General features: G+C 43.5%; 11 protein-coding genes. 7 read left to right on the plus strand and 4 right to left on the minus strand.

Annotated features, from left to right (window positions below; all coding sequences use genetic code 11):
* Positions 1-41 precede the first annotated feature (41 nt).
* On the minus strand, positions 42-1502 hold the full coding sequence (guaB, locus tag ABU615_RS03525; protein WP_100141211.1) for an IMP dehydrogenase: 1461 nt from the start codon (positions 1500-1502) through the stop codon (positions 42-44).
* 193 nt (positions 1503-1695) lie between these two features.
* Between guaB and ABU615_RS03530 the strand changes: the two genes are divergently transcribed.
* The gene (locus ABU615_RS03530) at positions 1696-2142 is read left to right on the plus strand and encodes a DUF4124 domain-containing protein (protein ID WP_267391943.1); all 447 of its coding nucleotides are present in this window, start codon (positions 1696-1698) and stop codon (positions 2140-2142) included.
* 102 nt (positions 2143-2244) lie between these two features.
* The gene (gene uvrC, locus ABU615_RS03535; protein WP_370389221.1) at positions 2245-4107 is read left to right on the plus strand and encodes an excinuclease ABC subunit UvrC; all 1863 of its coding nucleotides are present in this window, start codon (positions 2245-2247) and stop codon (positions 4105-4107) included.
* Positions 4108-4545: 438 nt separating this feature from the next.
* On the opposite strand, the gene ABU615_RS03540 is transcribed toward uvrC, so the two are convergent.
* On the minus strand, positions 4546-4944 hold the full coding sequence (locus tag ABU615_RS03540; RefSeq protein WP_100141208.1) for a carboxymuconolactone decarboxylase family protein: 399 nt from the start codon (positions 4942-4944) through the stop codon (positions 4546-4548).
* A 140-nt stretch (positions 4945-5084) separates the two neighbouring features.
* Here ABU615_RS03540 and ABU615_RS03545 point away from each other — a divergent pair, with 140 nt between their 5' ends.
* Both ABU615_RS03545 and ABU615_RS03550 read left to right on the plus strand, forming a co-directional pair.
* Positions 5085-5441: a MerR family transcriptional regulator gene (locus ABU615_RS03545; protein ID WP_370389222.1), complete on the plus strand. Its 357-nt coding sequence runs from the start codon at positions 5085-5087 to the stop codon at positions 5439-5441.
* Between the two features lie 1490 nt (positions 5442-6931).
* A complete protein-coding gene (locus ABU615_RS03550) occupies positions 6932-7708 on the plus strand; it encodes an N-acetylmuramoyl-L-alanine amidase (RefSeq protein WP_267391948.1) in 777 nt (258 codons plus the stop codon).
* A gap of 116 nt (positions 7709-7824) precedes the next feature.
* Here the strand turns inward: ABU615_RS03550 and ABU615_RS03555 are convergent, their stop codons facing one another.
* On the minus strand, positions 7825-10035 hold the full coding sequence (locus ABU615_RS03555; RefSeq protein ID WP_267391949.1) for a bifunctional (p)ppGpp synthetase/guanosine-3',5'-bis(diphosphate) 3'-pyrophosphohydrolase: 2211 nt from the start codon (positions 10033-10035) through the stop codon (positions 7825-7827).
* A 195-nt stretch (positions 10036-10230) separates the two neighbouring features.
* Between ABU615_RS03555 and ABU615_RS03560 the strand changes: the two genes are divergently transcribed.
* On the plus strand, positions 10231-10797 hold the full coding sequence (locus ABU615_RS03560; RefSeq protein ID WP_100141203.1) for an adenine phosphoribosyltransferase: 567 nt from the start codon (positions 10231-10233) through the stop codon (positions 10795-10797).
* A 75-nt stretch (positions 10798-10872) separates the two neighbouring features.
* Here ABU615_RS03560 and kdsA read toward each other — a convergent pair whose 3' ends face one another.
* Positions 10873-11712 carry a 3-deoxy-8-phosphooctulonate synthase gene (gene kdsA, locus ABU615_RS03565; protein WP_267391961.1) on the minus strand — a complete coding sequence of 280 codons (840 nt, stop codon included), beginning with the start codon at positions 11710-11712 and terminating at the stop codon, positions 10873-10875.
* Between the two features lie 381 nt (positions 11713-12093).
* On the opposite strand from kdsA, the gene ABU615_RS03570 reads away from it, so the two are divergent.
* Both ABU615_RS03570 and ABU615_RS03575 read left to right on the plus strand, forming a co-directional pair.
* Complete coding sequence (locus ABU615_RS03570; RefSeq protein ID WP_370389344.1) at positions 12094-13908, plus strand: autotransporter assembly complex family protein; 1815 nt, start codon at positions 12094-12096, stop codon at positions 13906-13908.
* A complete protein-coding gene (locus ABU615_RS03575) occupies positions 13908-17801 on the plus strand; it encodes a translocation/assembly module TamB domain-containing protein (protein WP_370389223.1) in 3894 nt (1297 codons plus the stop codon). Before ABU615_RS03570 ends, ABU615_RS03575 begins: the two co-directional genes overlap by 1 nt.
* Positions 17802-17841 lie beyond the last annotated feature (40 nt).

Genomic DNA, 17841 nt, shown 5'->3' on the forward strand with positions numbered 1-17841 from the left:
AAGCTGTCCTTTACACGAGTATCAAATCTTACAACAATTTGTCAGCGAACATGGTAATTCGGAGCTTCTTTGGTAATCTGTACATCATGTACATGCGATTCGCTCATACCAGCGGCGGTAATTTCCACAAATTCCGCTTTCTCATGCATATCATGAATAGTTTTACATCCTAGATAACCCATGCTTGAACGTAATCCACCTACCAATTGATGGATAATCTGGCTGATAGGCCCTTTATAAGGAACTCGCCCTTCTATACCTTCCGGCACATATTTGTCAGCACTGGATACATTATCTTGAAAATAGCGGTCAGAAGAACCCTGACTCATAGCACCCATTGAACCCATACCGCGGTAAGATTTATAAGAGCGTCCTTGATACAGCTCTATCTCACCAGGGGCTTCTTCAGTACCGGCAAACATACCACCAAGCATCACAGACGATGCTCCAGCAGCTAGAGCTTTGGCCAAATCACCAGAAAAACGGATACCACCATCAGCAATTAGCGGCACTCCCGTTCCGGCCAGCGCAGTGGCCACATTATGAATAGCTGTCAATTGCGGCACTCCCACACCGGCTACAATGCGTGTGGTACAGATAGAACCGGGACCAATACCTACTTTTACCGCATCCGCTCCCGCTGCCACGAGATCGCGTGCAGCGGCAGCGGTGGCAATATTACCACCGATAACATCTACTTCTGGATAATGCTCTTTTACCCAGCGTACACGCTCAATCACACCTTGGCTGTGGCCATGGGCAGTATCCACCACCAGTACATCAACACCAGCCTGTACCAGAGCTGCTACGCGCTCTTCTGTATCATGACCTACGCCTACAGCCGCACCGACACGCAAACGGCCTTCACTGTCTTTATTAGCATTAGGAAAAGCAGTATTTTTCAGAATATCTTTAACAGTAATCAGACCTTTTAATTCCCAGTCAGCATTAACCACCAGTACACGTTCGATTTTATGCGTGTGCATTAATTCACGTGCATCATTGATGCTGGTGGTTTCACTGACTGTAACCAGACGCTCACGCGGTGTCATGATGCTGGCTACTTTTTGTTGTAGATTGCGTTCAAAGCGCAAATCACGGTTGGTGACCAGTCCGACTACTTTACCGTTTTCCAATACCGGTAAACTAGATACTTTATATTTGCGACCAGGGCCGATTAAATCCCCTATCAACGTGTCTGGACTGATAGTAACAGGGTCTTTAACCACGCCACTTTCATAACGTTTTACATTAGCAACAGCGCGTGCCTGCCGTTCCGGGCTCATGTTTTTATGAATAATGCCAATTCCGCCTTCCTGTGCCATAGAAATAGCCAGTTTAGCTTCTGTTACCGTATCCATTGCCGCAGAAACAAGTGGCAGATTCAGGCTAATATGACGGGTAAGAGGGGTTTTAAGTATAACGTCGCGCGGCAGTACTTCAGAATGAGCAGGTACGAGTAGCACGTCGTCAAAAGTGTAAGCTTTTTCGACTATACGCATTTTAGGGCTTCTTTATTTGAAGAAAGAGGAAGATTCAGATGGAAGAACTGGCGTGCAATTCTAACAAATCCGCGACATACTGGCAAAATATACTTTTACACATTCTGTACAATCCGGTGTATTGGTAATCAAAAAGTTTTTTTATCGTATAATAGTCAAAACATATATTTTCAAACGCGAAGGAAAAGTAAACATGCGTCACAAAATACTGAAAATGTCACTGGCAGTAGTACTAATGGGCAGCACGATTATGGCAGGTGCGGTAGAAGTTTACACCTGGCGTGATAAGAAAGGCGTAAATGAATATTCAGACGCACCAGTACAACTGACTCCGGCCAAAACCCAGCGTTTTAATGTACGCACACAAGTTGTCACCCCGCTGGCTGCACCGCAACCCAGCGCTCAGGCTGGTTCGGACACCCTAACTGAGCAACAAGCACAACTGAACCGCAAAATTGAAGAACAAAATAAAAAGACCGATGAACAGAATAAGAGAATTGAAGCACAAAATAAGAAAAACCGTGAATCTGCCTGTAAAACAGCACAGATGAATCGCAAAATGGCCGACAGCCTACGTACCAATAACCGCGATGCGCTGATTCAGCGATATGATGAAGATGTGCGGCTGAATTGTAATTAATTTTTTACTCTTGACTATTTCACTTATCATCCATAAGTTGTGTATGCAGCTTATGGACTTTTTTTATGGCTGCACAGTTGCTAACCTGAATGAATCACCACCATGACCGATATTGCTGACACTTCATCCAGCTCTGAAGATAAAAATAAATTTGATATAGCCCTGTTTCTAAAAAACCTGCCATTGGTGCCGGGGGTATATCGCATGTTGGATATTCATGACAAAGTATTATATGTTGGCAAAGCAGTAAATTTGAAACGCCGCGTGAGCAGTTATTTTCAAAAAACCGACCTGTCACCGCGAATTCAGCTAATGGTAAAACAGGTAGCACGAATAGAGGTCACAGCTACTCATTCGGAAACCGAAGCATTGATACTTGAAAATAATTTTATCAAGGCTTTGTCTCCCAAATACAATATTTTATTCCGCGATGATAAAAGCTACCCCTACCTGATGCTTACCGGTCACCGTTTTCCGCAGATGGCTTATTATCGCGGTAATCTGAAAAAACCAAACCAATACTTTGGTCCCTATCCGAATGGCTACGCGGTCAGAAACAGTATCCAAACTTTACAAAAGGTTTTCCGGCTGCGCACCTGTGAAGATAGCGTATTTGAACATCGTGACCGTGCTTGTCTTCTATATCAAATCAAACGCTGCTCCGGCCCTTGTGTCGGCCATATCAGTGTAGAAGACTATCAGAGTAGCGTTAAAGCTGCTGTTAGCTTTTTACAAGGCAAGACCAGAGAATTAACAGCCACACTACATGAAAAAATGCAGCAGGCTGCTCAGCAACTGGATTTTGAAACAGCGGCGCAAGTACGAGATCAAATTCAAGCATTAGGGCTGATGCAATCCCAGCAATTTATTGACAGCAAGCAAGCTAATCAGAATGATATTGATATACTTGCCCTATCTGAAGAAAACGATATTGTTTGTATCCATTGGGTAAGTATTCGCGGTGGCCGTCATGTTGGGGATAAAAATTTTTTCCCAGATACACGCTTTCGAGTCACTGAAAAGCTCAATCATTATGGTGAAGCTTTTGTAGCTCAACATTATTTAGGTAAAAACAAACCAGATATAATAATCAGTAACTTTCAATTACCTAAAAGTTTATGTGATGCACTGAATGCAGAAAACAGCCGGCAAATTCAGTTTATACATAATACTGTCGGAGAAAGGCGTGTTTGGTTGCAGATGGCAGAACGTAATGCACAGATGGCCATTGAACAATATCGGTTGCAACAACATAGCCAACAACACCGCATTGAAGCACTGGCACAATTACTGGATATGGATGCAGAAAGTCTGAATCGCATTGAATGTTTTGATATCAGCCATACACAGGGGGAAGCTACAATTGCATCTTGTGTAGTATATGAGGATGAGGCTATGCAGCCAGCTAAATACCGCCGCTATAATATTACTACAGCAAAAGCCGGTGATGATTATGCAGCAATGCGAGAAGTATTAACCCGTCGCTATGGACGGCTGGCTGATAATGATGACAGCATTGGCACTTGGCCAGATTTAGTATTGATTGATGGCGGTAAAGGTCAGGTACATATGGCTCTAGATGTGTGGCAGGAACTGGGTATCCATATTCCGATTGTAGGTATCGCCAAAGGTCCGGAACGCAAAGCCGGTCTCGAAGAACTTATTATTCCACATCAACAGCGCAATATCCGTGTGGAACCACATAATCCAGCACTTCATTTATTGCAGACAGTACGTGACGAGTCACATCGTTTTGCCATCACTGGCCATCGCCAGAAACGAGCCAAAGCCAGAGTCACTTCTTCACTAAACAATATTCCTGGTATCGGCAGCAAACGCAGACAAGCCCTTTTAACAAGGTTTGGTGGGTTGCGTGGTGTAGTAGCTGCAAGCGTGCATGACTTAAGCCAAACAGAAGGAATCAGTCAGGCACTGGCTGAAAAAATATATGCTGCCCTACATTAATACAAACATATAATTAGTATAGATTTATATTACATAAATAATTAAGTACTTTTTAATTAACAGCCTAATATAGAAATATTGCAAAACACAGAAACCATTACTGGTCAGCAATTTAAATTTATTATCTCATCCGTTATCCATATTGCTTGGTTAGATATGAATAAATTAGTTTATGTGTCTTTCTGCACCATGTGATTGATTGCTTATGTATCTTTAATTATTGCTGATATACAGTCGAGAATATTAGCAAATTAGCCAATTTTCAAAAATTATAATAATGCATATAAATCCTGAATCAATACCAGCATTTATCCTAAAATATTATCTAATAAATGCTATTAAGCAATCAAAATGATTACTAGCTTAAACAAAAAATCACTTCGTTCGATGGAAGTGTTTTGTGTGAACTAAATGTATAGATTCAAAAGAAAAGATATTTTAAATACCCACTTTGCCTTCTTCATCTCTTTTCTTAAATACTTCTTTAGCTACATTAACTGCATTCAGTACTCTAGGAAAACCAACATATGGTAAAGCCTGAATGAAGGTTTCAATGATTTCTTCTCGAGTCAGGCCCACATTCAAAGAACTATTGATGTGAAAGTGTAATTGCGGTACTGTATCACCTTGCGTAAGCAAGCTAGTGATAGTAATCATTTCTCTTTGTTTTAAATCCAGAACCCCACGTTCATAGATGTCACCAAAAGCAAATTCAATGATATATTTACCTACATCTTCATACAGACCTGCTAATGAATCAATTACAGCCTGACCACCGACTTCGTCCACTTTTGCCAGATTTTTTAAACCTGTTTCAAAACGATTTAATTCAGCCATTTTGTTTCCCTTTTAAGTTTTGATTACAGATTTAGGATAAATGCTGGAGTTCACTCCACGTCAACACCATTTTTTAGTAATTTGAAAATTTCAAAATATAATAGCAATTACATAAAGTAATTAAAATATAGATAGCTAATATGCAATATTCAATTGGTCAATTTTCAAAATTGTGTGGTCTATCCATTGATACACTTCGCTTTTACGAAAAACAAGGATTAATATTTTCAACTAGAAATCAAAATAATCGCCGTGTGTATACGGAAAAAGATATTGATTGGGTGAAGTTTATCCTCAGACTGAAAAAAACTGATATGAGTATAAAAAAAATGCAGGAATATGCCAGGTTGCGCTATCAGGGAAATAAAACCATACCACAAAGACTAGTTCTACTTTTTGAGCAATTGGATTCTTTACATCAAGAGCAGGATAAGCTCAATGAAAACATTAAATTTATCGAACATAAAATTAAAAGTTATCTCGAGTTGACCAAATAAATATAACTAAAGAATGTAAATTCTGAATCTTAAAAAGGTTAATAATGTAGTAAAGAAAACTGCTACTAAAAATGTAAATTAAAAAACGCGTTAACATCCCAACTGAGGAAGATACTTTTTGTTAAAAATGATACTGTGTATTCAGAATGGCAGATAATTACTATGCACATCTCGTAAAATACTGAGCCATTATTTGGTTGCCTGTCTGGAAATGTTAAAAGCTTATAAAATAGTCAGATGCGAATTGCTGGCCGTAATGGTCAGGTACATATGCCACTGATGAGGGGCAGAAACTCAGTATATAAATCCTGATTGTCAGCCTTTTTATAAGGTATCCAAAAGTAAAACCACTTTGCCAGGATATTTACACATCAACAGTGCAAAATCCACGTTGAATCGCGCTATTCGACTCTACGTGTATATTACAGACAATGCATAAAAATCTTATCGAATATTCACCATCGCCTAAATGAGCTAAACTCAAGTCGCTTTTCCAAAACAATATTCCCATTTTGGCAACAAGACTAGCAAGTAAAGTTGCTATATTTTGGCGGTTTATTTAGAGTATGTATCCAGTGTACAAGATTGAAGCTAAACAGAGATGGCAACAGGCATTAGCTGATCATTTTATATATCTTTACATTAAAATATATTTGTAAATATAATTATTTTTTCTAGTTATATTCTTAATAGATAATTATGCCCAAAAATATATTGGCCTTTTTTAACAAAGGAAAACTAGCTAAACAATTACTGATTTTAGTTGCTAGTTATACTGTTTTTATTATTGGTATATTGGGATGGTATTTTTTCAATACTTGTGATCAGGCCGGCTCTTGTGCATTTATTGCTATATGCGCACTAATATGTTTTTTTGTCTACCTCATTATTATTAATGTCAGTACTTTCAAAGCTATTTTTTTTCAATCAGAGATGAATCCATCGCCCACTTTAAAAACATTGTCTGTGTGTCTGATTCTGTCTGTCATCCTGCTTTTCTCATCTTGGTATGGTGGAAAGTATTTAATAATCAGGTCAGGTTTTGAAATCAGCCCAGATTCAATAATAATATTTGTTTTTACAGCAATCCTGTTCTTTTTTTTATGCGCTAGTATCAGTTCTTTTATACTGTTTCTAGCCAAACTTGCTAATACTATTTATCTGCACATTACACATAAATGTCTGCCTCACTAAACTAAAACATACAGCCTGCCAAATTTTATTTGTTATAAACAAACCTATAGTTAATCAACAATCAACATACTTTATAATTCTTATAGTATATTGCATTAAGACAATATACTGAATATAAACCTTTAATGCATAATATTAAAAAATTTAATGCTAAATAATTTGAAATTATAATATTTTATATTAGATATTGCTTAATATAATTTTAGTTATATAATGTATTACCTTTTCTTGAAAACATAACTTCAGACTTGTTTGAATCCAGAGAAGGGAAAACAAATTACAAAGGAGAAAATAGAATGTATTCTATTGATTACAATAGTTACCGCTCTGTTGGCGGTTTTAACCAGCGCGTACGCTTTCTAGTATTACACTATACGGCAGAAAATTTTGCAGATTCTGTGAAATCTTTGAGTGGCTCAGCTACCAGTATTCATTATCTCATACCTGATGATACTGAACTCAGCTATCAAGCAGCAGGTTTTAATGAAATGCGGATTTTTAATCTAGTCTCAGAAACAGACCGTGCATGGCATGCTGGAGTTAGTAGCTGGCAAGGACGTAATAATCTTAACGATACATCAATTGGGATCGAAATAGTTAATTTAGCTACTGATAATAACGGCATTTTTACTTTTCCACCTTATAAGCTCAATCAGTTTAAAGCGATTAAAGAGCTTTGTTTGAACATTTTGCAGCGTTATCCGGATATCAGTCCGACGAATGTTGTCGGTCACTCTGATATTGCACCTCAACGTAAAAGCGACCCCGGGGCAGCTTTCCCATGGAAAGAACTGTATGAAGCTGGTATTGGTGCATGGTACGAGACCAAAACAAAATTACATTTCGAAACTCGGTTCAGAAAACAAGGTATTCCAGACAATTCAGAAGTATTAAAACAGTTAAGCCGCTATGGCTATGATATTACCGGAGCAGATACCAATGCAGAACAGTTCAGTAAGTTAATCCGAGCTTTCCAGCTTCACTTTCGCCCAAAAAAATATGACGGAAAACTAGACTGTGAAACAGCAGCTATTTTATATGCACTGGTAAATAAATATTTACCTGCACAATAAATCATTGCCGTATAGAAAAAGACGTTAAAAGCAATTATTTTTATTCCACGAACCGCTAGGTATGGTTCGTGGTTTTTTCAATAATCCTGCAACTTTTCTAAATTCCAATCCCTACTTTACAAGCGTGTTACCGATAATACGCCTTTGACATCACTTAAACTGCTCAACACGCGCGGTAAATCATTTACCTGATGTACTTCAACAGTAAAACGCAACTGAGCTTCAAGATCCCGTGAAAGGGTTTGTACAGCGGTAACATTAAGACGGTTCCGTGCCAGTGTTTCTGAAATATCACGCAGTAGCCCACTGCGATCACGTGCACGAATTTCAATATCGATAGCAAAGACCTGATTAGCTGAATCATTGGCCCAAGAAGCAGGTAATACCTTATCAGGTGATATTTGCGCCAGATACTGAAATGAAGAGCAGTTACTGCGATGAATGGAGATACCACGTTCACGAGTCACGAAACCGATAATGTCATCTCCAAAGGCTGGTTTGCAGCATTTGGCGAGCGTGGTATAGAGCCCGGCCTCACCATCCACCAGCACACCACCGAAATTGTTTTTAATTTTACTGCGTTTGACCAGATGGTTTTCTGTAACCGGTGTTTCCGGTTTTTCCATCATGGTATCAACCGCTTTCTGAATCATGCGGCCGGATACCTCTCCATGCCCCATAGCCAGATATAAATCATCTACACTGCTAAATCCAAGCGCTTCCGCCAATTTGTGCGTGTTGGGCTGTACCTGTAGTTTAACCAGCTGCTTTTCCAGTGCTGTACGACCGGATTCGCGTATCGATTCTCCATTCTGCTGACGGATAAACGCCCTGATTTTGCTGATAGCTTTATTGCTCTTCACCCATCCGTCATGCAACCAGTTTACAGATGGCTTACCTTCACGTGCAGTGATGATTTCCACGCGTTGGCCATTTTCAAGCGGTGTGGATAAAGGCACAATCTGTCCGTCCACTTTTGCGCCCCGGCAGCGATTACCGATATCAGTATGCAAAGCATAGGCAAAATCAATCGGGGTAGCACCGGCAGGTAAAGAAAATACTTTGCCATGCGGCGACAGCACATAAATGGTATCGTTAAAGAGTTCTGTCTGAAATGCACGAGACAAGTCTTCACGATCGTTGCCGTTTTCGGCTAAATTTTCACGCCAATCGAGTAGCTGACGCAGCCAGGCAATTTTGTGCTCGTAAGCCTCATTGCCTTTACCACCCTCTTTATACCGCCAGTGTGCAGCCACGCCGAATTCGGCATAGCGGTGCATATCAAAAGTACGTATCTGAATTTCCACGCCTTTGTCTTCCGGCCCCACCACAACAGTATGCAGGCTCTGATAATCATTGGGTTTGGGATGGGCAATATAATCGTCAAACTCGCCCGGAATAGGCTGCCACAGGCTGTGTACGATACCCAGCGTTGCATAACAGTCGGCTACAGTATCGACTAGAATACGCACAGCACGAATATCATACAATCCGTCAAAACTTAGTTTCTTCTTTACCATTTTGCGGTAAATAGAATAGATATGTTTCGGCCGACCCGCTACTTCAAAATGCATATTCAGGCGACTAAGCTGTTGTTTAAGGGTATCTACAAAGTGCTCAATATAATCCAGCCGCTCAGTGCGCTTTTCATCTAGCAAACGTGCAATTTTTTTGTATTCGTCTGGATTCTGATAACGGAAACTTAAATCCTCAAGCTGCCATTTCAGTTGCCATACACCAAGCCGATTGGCCAGTGGAGCAAATACGGTCATGGTCTCCTTGGCCACAGCCTTTTTCAACGCTTCATCGGTTACCTTGCTCAGATAATTCATGGTCTGCGCACGCATTGCCAGCTTAATCAGCACCACGCGAATATCAGAAACCATTGCAAGCAGCATCTGGCGCATGGCTTCTGCCTGCTGCTGGCGCTCTTCCGTTGTAGCCAGCGGGCTGATACTGACAAAATAGGTTAGCTTCTGCACCTGATACAAACCAGCCACCAGTTGCATTACACTCTCACCACACTGCTCTTTTACGATGGTTTTCCAGTCAGTCACGTAGTTGGGCAGGCAACTCAGTAAAGTAGCGGCCACTGCATCGGCCATTAAATCCATATCCGCTACGCTTTTGGCGGCTATCATCAGATTGCTGCACAAGTTTTCGCCACAAAAGGTAACTGCATTCTGCGGATACCCACTATCCATCAAAGCCTGAGCATGCCGTAGCATTGTCGCCATAGCTGGAGGCAAAGTGGCAATATATTCATCTAACCAAACACATGGCGCATGGGCGGGTGTGGCGAGAAGAGTATCAGGCGTGCTAACCATGTTATCAACCTGTTGATTTGTGTAAATTATGCTGGCAATTGTACCAAAAGCCACAAGTTTCTGCTTCAGTATGGGCTGTAGAAAAACTCGAATAGTGATATTATGCGCACCTTTCGCATACACTATATGCAGATAACCTCGCTCGTCCTGCGTTTATAGCTTTCGCATATAGTCTTTATTTTTAAAGGATTTATAATGCAGACTCACCCTGAAGTCATAGGTGTTGAAGCGCTGGCTGCAAAAATTCGCAAAATTCCAAACTGGCCGCAGGAAGGAATTTTATTTCATGACATTACACCGGTATTGCAAAGTCCGCAGTATTTCCGCCTACTGGTTGATTTAATGGTCTATCGTTATATGGATCAGAAAATTGATGTAGTAGCCGGTCTGGATGCACGAGGATTTATTATCGGTGCAGCATTAGCTTACCAGCTTAATGTTGGGTTTGTTCCCATCAGAAAAAAAGGCAAATTACCTTTCACAACGATTGCTGAAAGTTATGAGCTGGAATACGGCCATGCTACTATCGAAATGCATACAGATGCTGTAAAACCCGGTACTCGAGTACTGCTGGTTGATGATCTGGTAGCTACCGGCGGCACCATGACTGCAGGTGCCAAACTCATTCGCAAACTAGGTGCAGAAGTTGTTGAGGCTGCAGCCATAATCGAATTCACTGATTTACCTGGTGGAAAAAGAATCCGCAATGAGGGTGTTCCTTTATTTACCCTGTATCAGAATTCAGGTTCTGTGGAGCAATAAATTTTTAAGCCAGTTTTACTGAGATGCAAAAAAGCAGAGATAAATATCTCTGCTTTTTTATTGATATATGATCAATCAGTTAATCTCAAGTACAGGCATAGTTTTTACTAATTCATCCACCGCTTTAACCTGAGCCAAAAATGGTTCCAGCATGTCTAGCGGCAAGGCACTCGGACCATCACAACGTGCTTTATCTGGATCAGGATGAGCTTCAAGAAATAATCCAGCCAGCCGTGTGGCCATACCGGCCAGAGCCAAATCCAGCACTTGACTGCGACGACCACCAGAAGCAGCTGCATCTGCCTGCCGTTGCTGCAACGCATGGGTAACATCAAATATAATCGGCAGATCGGCACAGACTTTTTTCATCACCCCAAAGCCAAGCATATCTACCACCAGATTGTCATAACCGAAGTTGCTGCCTCGTTCACACAGTATCAGCTGCTGATTGCCCGCTTCGTAGAATTTATCAACAATATTCTTCATCTGGTGCGGACTCAAAAACTGCGGCTTTTTGATATTCACCACTTTACCCGTCTGCGCCAGTGCCACCACCAAATCAGTCTGGCGAGCAAGAAAAGCCGGCAACTGCAAAACATCTGCCACTTCTGCTACCGGTGCAGCCTGATACGGTTCATGTACATCCGTAATTACTGGAACACCAAATTCTTGTTTTACCGCGGTAAAAATTTTCATACCTTCATCCAAACCCACACCACGGTAGGAATGAATCGAAGAACGATTGGCTTTATCAAATGATGCCTTGAACACCAGCGGAATGCCCAGTTTCCGAGTTACCTCAACATAATGCGCACAAGTACGTAAAGTCAAATCCAGATTTTCCAGTACATTCAGGCCACCAAACAGCACCAGTGGCAAATCATTGGCTACTGAAATATTACCAACATGAACAATCTTGGTCACAATCAATCCTCACTCAGGTTCCGGTACGTGGACATCAGTGCCCAGACCAACATAAACCCGCATTCTACAAAATACTTTGCTCAGCGTCCAAATCTCATTAACCCCGATATTCGTTAACTCGATTCAAATTTAACATACAAAAATAGCGTTAGTTTTACATTTTCATAACATCACCACCGTTTTCAGTATAGGTTTGACTACTATTTTCGCGCTACAATAGCTAAAATAACCGGCCAGTAATCACCCGACATACCTTTTATCTTTAGAAATCGCCGCACTAAACATAACCCTACAGGATTAATCTTGATATATATCTCGCAGAAACGCCTGCACGGGCTGCTACAGAGTATATTGCTCACCACCCTTACCTCAATGGTATGGGCGGCCAGTCTGCCAGCAGACAGCGATGATATAGAAGACGACATACCACCACCGAAAACCGGCTTACTGCACCGATTACTGCATCCGCACCAGTATCGCGAAGAACACAAGCATCAACCGCCGAAAACTCCGCGGGTACCTGTCACTATTGATGTCAATAATTCTGCGCTGCAAAAATTAATTACAGACCATCTGCCACTGATTACTCAGCAATTGATCGAAGACCTTGATGATGAGCAGCTTGGATTCTTGGCGGAGGAAGCACCTCAGCAAACGCAGACCATGCTTGAAACAGAGGGATATTTCAATGCAAAAGTTAATCTCGAAAAACAAAGAGATGGCTATCTGATACACATTGACCCTGGCCCCCGTACTCAAATTGAAAATGTCAATATTTCGTTGAGCGGCAACGTTACAGCAGATGACGACCTGACCAATTACTACAAAAGCGCCGTTGACAACTGGGTACTACCAGTTGGTGACCCTTTTACTCAAAGCAACTGGTCAGCCAGCAAATCTTCGGTACTCTCCGCCATTGTGCGTAAAAAATATCCATTGGCCACCATCAGTGCCAGCCGCGCCACTATTGATCCGCAAAAAAATTTGGCCGACCTTTCACTTACTGTAGACAGCAAACAGCCTATCTATTTCGGCGATATACAGGTAAGCGGCAACGAACGCTATCCGGTGTCTATTGTTACCGGAATGGCCGGTTTTGGCCCCGGATCACCTTATGATCTGGACAAACTGCTTGATTATCAACAAGCGTTGGAACAAGACAGCCATTATGGCAATGCCGTGGTCAGTGCCGATTTCGACCACATGGTAAATGACCACGTACCTGTACTGGTAAAAGTAAGCGAAATGCGTCGTCAGAAACTGACCTTTGGTTTACGTTACGACACCAAAAATGGTCCCGGATTCCGCGGTGGCTATGACCATTACAATGTGTTCCATAAAGGCTTTGTCGGCTCCACCTTGCTAGATACCGACCGCTACGAAACCACCTTTGGTTTTGGCCTGAGCCAGCCGCGCAACAGCCGTGGCCATTACTGGACCAGTAATCTCAACTATACTTATTCTACCGTACAGCATCTGGAAAGCCGTGCCCTGTCTAGCGGCATCTGGAAAGTACGAGACCGCAATGGCATAGACTCCCGTATTGGTATTGAATATATTACTGAAAGCAGCAAAATCGAAGATGGTCCTGAGCTTGGTCATAGCTATGCCACTATGCTGACCGCTTCTTGGAAGCGTCAGAATATTCAGACCCAGCTAAGGCCAGCCAATGGCTATTATCTGGAAGGGAAAATCGGTACAACACTGGGAAAACTATTGGCATCCGCTTCCATGCAGCGGGTAACGGCCAGCGGTGGCTATTACTACACACCGGAAAACAAAAAATACGGCACCTGGGTGTTACGCAGTCAAATTGGTTATGTGCACACCGGTGATGCAGTCAATGTCCCTTCCATTCTCATGTTTCGTGCCGGTGGTGCCGGTAGCGTTAGAGGCTATGAGCTCGATAGCATTGGTATCAAAAGCTCACATAGTTCCGTATTACCTAACCGTACACTGGCCGTAGCCAGCGTGGAATACCAAATTCCGGTGTACAAAGATTTTGCTCTGGCTCTATTTCACGATGCCGGTTCAGTGTCCAAAAATTTCAGCGACATGCAATGGCGTCATGGCTCTGGTTTAGGCGTACGCTGGTTTAGCCCCGTCGCCCCCTTTGCCTTCGATATCGCCTACGGCCATCATGATAAAAAATGGCGCTGGTCTATCAGTTTGGGAACAAAATTCTAATGGCTGAAACCATACTTCACTCAGGCGAAACTTCAGCCAAACCCGCAACCACTCCACAGCCACCGCGCAGGCCACGTTGGAAAAGCTGGCTAAAAGCCAGCCTATTCACCCTGCTTGGCCTCATAATCATCATCATCGCCTTAGTGTGCTGGCTGGCCGGCACCGAATCCGGTCTTCGCTTCAGCGTTCATACCGTACCTAAATGGTTTGGTGTACACATCAGCACCCAAAAACTGAACGGCACAATTTGGCAAGGCTTTGCCGGTTCAGACATCCATGTCAGCCATCGCGATTTTGATTTAACCATTGATAAGCTCCAGCTAAACTGGAACAACCGCGAATTATGGCAACGACGATTTCACGTGCGGCTGCTGGATGTTGGCAAAATCAACTACACCGACCACAGCGTCCCCACCCCGAAACCAGTTCCCACACTGCCCAATAGCATCAATCTGCCTTTACAAATTCAAATTGATAGCATCCAGCTTGGCAGCTTCACTCTCGGCAAAAAACAGACTCCGGTTTTGCTCAATAGTCAGGCCAGCTATACATATAATTACCGCAAGCATCAGCTTGTCCTCAACCAACTGAATACTCCATGGCAGAACCTTCAAGGCAATATTGCCATTGCCACTCAAACACCGTTTGCACTGAACGGTCAACTAAATGGCAACGGCACGCTTGATAAAACCGCTGTAGAAAGTGCCGCCTTGATTAAAGGCAGCCTACAACAGCCCGACCTATTTGCCCGTCTGGATGGCGGAGATATCCATTTTCGCACTCATGCCATTCTCAGACCTTACGCCTTACAGCTCAACCGCAAAATAGTCAGCTTCAATCTACAAAGCCGCCACATCAATCCTGCCGCCTTTAGCAGCAGCCTTCCTTTTGCTGATCTTAATCTCAACTTAGACCTCACTCCCGTTAAAAACAGCCAGAACCAACTGGCCGGCCACATCAAACTGGGTAACGACCAGCCACGTGCCTATAATGATGCTAAAAGCTCCGGTTTACCTATCCGCGGTATTGAAGGCGATATCAACATCGACAGTAATGGCAAGCTTCAGTTACCTGCCCTGACCACACGCCTGCTTCGGCAAGGGCAAATCATCACCCGCGGCAGCATAGACAGCGCTGCAAAGCAGCTGGACATCAATAGCCAGTTGTTACGAATCTACGCAGATGACGCCTTGACTACACCATTGCCTGGTTCGCTCAATGGACACATCCGCGTATTTGGCAGCTTTAACGGCTTAAACACCCAATGGCTGCTGTCCAGCGAAAAAGGCAGCAGCGATGGTTCTATTCAAATCATTACCGATGAACAAAAACATCAACAGACCTTGATACTCGACAAACTGAACATCACCCCGAATAAAGGTGGTAGCTTTAGTGCCAAAGGCAGCCTAGCACTGTATCAAAATCAAGCCCTGCAACTGGCTATAAACAGCAATAATTTCAACCCGTCCAAAGTCAACTCCAGCTTTCCTGCCGGCAGCATCAACGGCCATATCAACGTCAGCGGTCAGCTGGCACAGCAACCGACCATTCAAGCAGACATGCTGTGGCACAACAGCATACTCTCCGGTGCAGCACTTTCCGGCAAAGCCATAATCCGCTATCGCAACCAGCATCTGGAGCAAGCCAACATCAATCTTAACGCTGGCCGCAACCGTATACTTACCAATGGCAGCTTCGGCAAAACCGGCGATAAACTCAATCTCGATATCAACGCTCCTGATATCGGTCTTTTTGGATTCGGCCTCAAAGGCCTACTCAACACCAAAGGCTTTATTGCAGGTGAACCGAAAAAAATTACCGCCAACCTTAGCGGTGCAGCCCGCAACCTACAAATCGCAAAACTGCTTAACATCAGCCAGCTGGATTTCAAAATTATTGGTTCTCCCGATATTACCCAGCCATTACAGCTGAACATGGCTGCAGACCACATATACATAGCCGGTGGCAACGGCAGCAAACCAACTATAATCAACAACACCGACATCAAAATTAACGGCCGCGGCAACCAGCATCAGCTACTAGGCAACAGCAGTCTGTCACTCGATGGCAAATCCTATCATCTGAGCATTAATGCCCATGGCGGAATGGATAAGAATTATCAGTGGCGAGGCCGTGTCAACACACTAGATATCAACGGTGCCCTCAATCTCAAACTGCTCAGCCCCATTCAACTTGAAGCCGGAGCTGAACGCGTCAATATGCAGAACGCACGTTGGGCAGCACTGGGTGGCAGCCTCAGCCTCAGCAACCTCAATTGGGACAAAAACAAAGGGCTGATTACCCGCGGCACAGCCAGCAATCTCGCTTTGCGCGAGTTACATAGCATCGTCGAATTGCCCGTCGAACAAAACCTGATAATTGGTGGCGACTGGAATTTCAGCTATAGCCGCAACATGCAGGGCTATCTGAAACTGTATCAGCAGGGCGGCGATATCATTCTACCGCAGCACCAGCAGAAACTGGGTCTGCAAAATGTCCGACTCGATACCCGTTTCCAGAATGGTCACATCGATAACCACCTCAGCGGCCTCACCCGCTATGGCACCACCGATGCCCTACTCATCATTACCCCTGCCGCCAACGGACAAATTAGTAATGCGCCCATCAGCGGCCATATTAAAATAGACAGTCCTGATCTGAGCAGCGTACGCAATCTACTGCCCATTGGCATGCAACTCAATGGTAGCATGCACACCAACGCAACCATCAGCGGCCATCTGAACGAACCATTACTAAACGGCACACTCATCGGCAACAACCTTTATTATCGTGATCAGTCTAATGGCACTATTCTCGAAAATGGCAGTCTTAGAAGTCATTTTCAGGGTCGTCGCTGGCTTATAGACAGCCTCACCTTCGCCCGCCGCGACGGTACTATTAAACTTAATGGTGTCGTTGACATGACCAAACTTACTCCAGACATTAACGTCACCGCCCATTTTGACCACTACAACATCTTTGACCAGATAAACCGCCGTCTTACCCTCAGCGGCAATACGCAGCTGCTGTATACCATCGCCCATGGCATCGTCCTGAATGGCAAACTCAAAGTAGACAAAGGTTTATTCGGCATGCAGAAATCCGGCATGCCACAACTAGATGACGACGTAGTTGTTCTAGGCCGTGAAAAAACCACCGAACAGCAGCGCGCCACACCCATCCGTCTCAATCTGGATTTAGATATGAACAATGCCTTCAGATTCAGCGGCGAAGGATTAGATGTTTTACTAGGTGGTCAGCTCAACGCCAGCGCCAATCCCGGAAGCACCATCCAGATTGTCGGCACTGTGAATGTCGTACGCGGACAGTACAAAGCCTATGGACAAGATCTGGTCATTCAGCATGGCAGTACCATTTCCTTCGTCGGTCCGATGGACAACCCCAACCTGAAAATCCGTGCCAAACGCCGATATTCTCAGGTGGGAGCAGGAGTTGAAGCACTGGGTCGCCTCGACAGCCCACGTATCAACCTTATCGCCAACGAAGCCATGAGCGAAAAAGACAAACTGTCATGGCTGATACTCAACCGTCCCAGCAGCGGCAGCGCCGGCGATGAAGCAGCCATTGCCGCAGCTGCCAGCGCATGGCTGGCTGGCGGTCTCAACGATAAACTTGGCCTGCTGGATGAAATTGGCCTAACCAGCCAGCAAACCCGCAATAGCCAAACTGGCGAAATGAATCCGGCCGAACAAGCCATTACCATTGGCAAACATCTTTCCAACAACCTGTATATTAGTTACCTTTACGGAATCGAAAGTGCTACGCAAACAGTTAGCATTACCTATCAGATCAGCCGAGCTCTGCAAAGCATCATACGTGTAGGAACAGGCTCTGCAGGTGGCGAAATCCGATATACACGACGTTTTGATTAATTATTAACTTAAATTAAAGTTAAATTTATGTAGAAAATTA

The organism is Snodgrassella alvi (genome assembly GCF_040741455.2).
GTDB classification, from domain to species: Bacteria; Pseudomonadota; Gammaproteobacteria; order Burkholderiales; family Neisseriaceae; genus Snodgrassella; species Snodgrassella alvi_E.

Excerpts from the sequence above, each read along its gene's own strand:
- guaB (WP_100141211.1), bottom strand. The coding sequence starts at position 1,502 with ATGCGTATAGTCGAAAAAGCTTACACTTTTGACGACGTGCTACTCGTA.
- ABU615_RS03530 (WP_267391943.1), top strand. The coding sequence starts at position 1,696 with ATGCGTCACAAAATACTGAAAATGTCACTGGCAGTAGTACTAATGGGC.
- uvrC (WP_370389221.1), top strand. The coding sequence starts at position 2,245 with ATGACCGATATTGCTGACACTTCATCCAGCTCTGAAGATAAAAATAAA.
- ABU615_RS03540 (WP_100141208.1), bottom strand. The coding sequence starts at position 4,944 with ATGGCTGAATTAAATCGTTTTGAAACAGGTTTAAAAAATCTGGCAAAA.
- ABU615_RS03545 (WP_370389222.1), top strand. The coding sequence starts at position 5,085 with ATGCAATATTCAATTGGTCAATTTTCAAAATTGTGTGGTCTATCCATT.
- ABU615_RS03550 (WP_267391948.1), top strand. The coding sequence starts at position 6,932 with ATGTATTCTATTGATTACAATAGTTACCGCTCTGTTGGCGGTTTTAAC.
- ABU615_RS03555 (WP_267391949.1), bottom strand. The coding sequence starts at position 10,035 with ATGGTTAGCACGCCTGATACTCTTCTCGCCACACCCGCCCATGCGCCA.
- ABU615_RS03560 (WP_100141203.1), top strand. The coding sequence starts at position 10,231 with ATGCAGACTCACCCTGAAGTCATAGGTGTTGAAGCGCTGGCTGCAAAA.
- ABU615_RS03570 (WP_370389344.1), top strand. The coding sequence starts at position 12,094 with ATGGTATGGGCGGCCAGTCTGCCAGCAGACAGCGATGATATAGAAGAC.
- ABU615_RS03575 (WP_370389223.1), top strand. The coding sequence starts at position 13,908 with ATGGCTGAAACCATACTTCACTCAGGCGAAACTTCAGCCAAACCCGCA.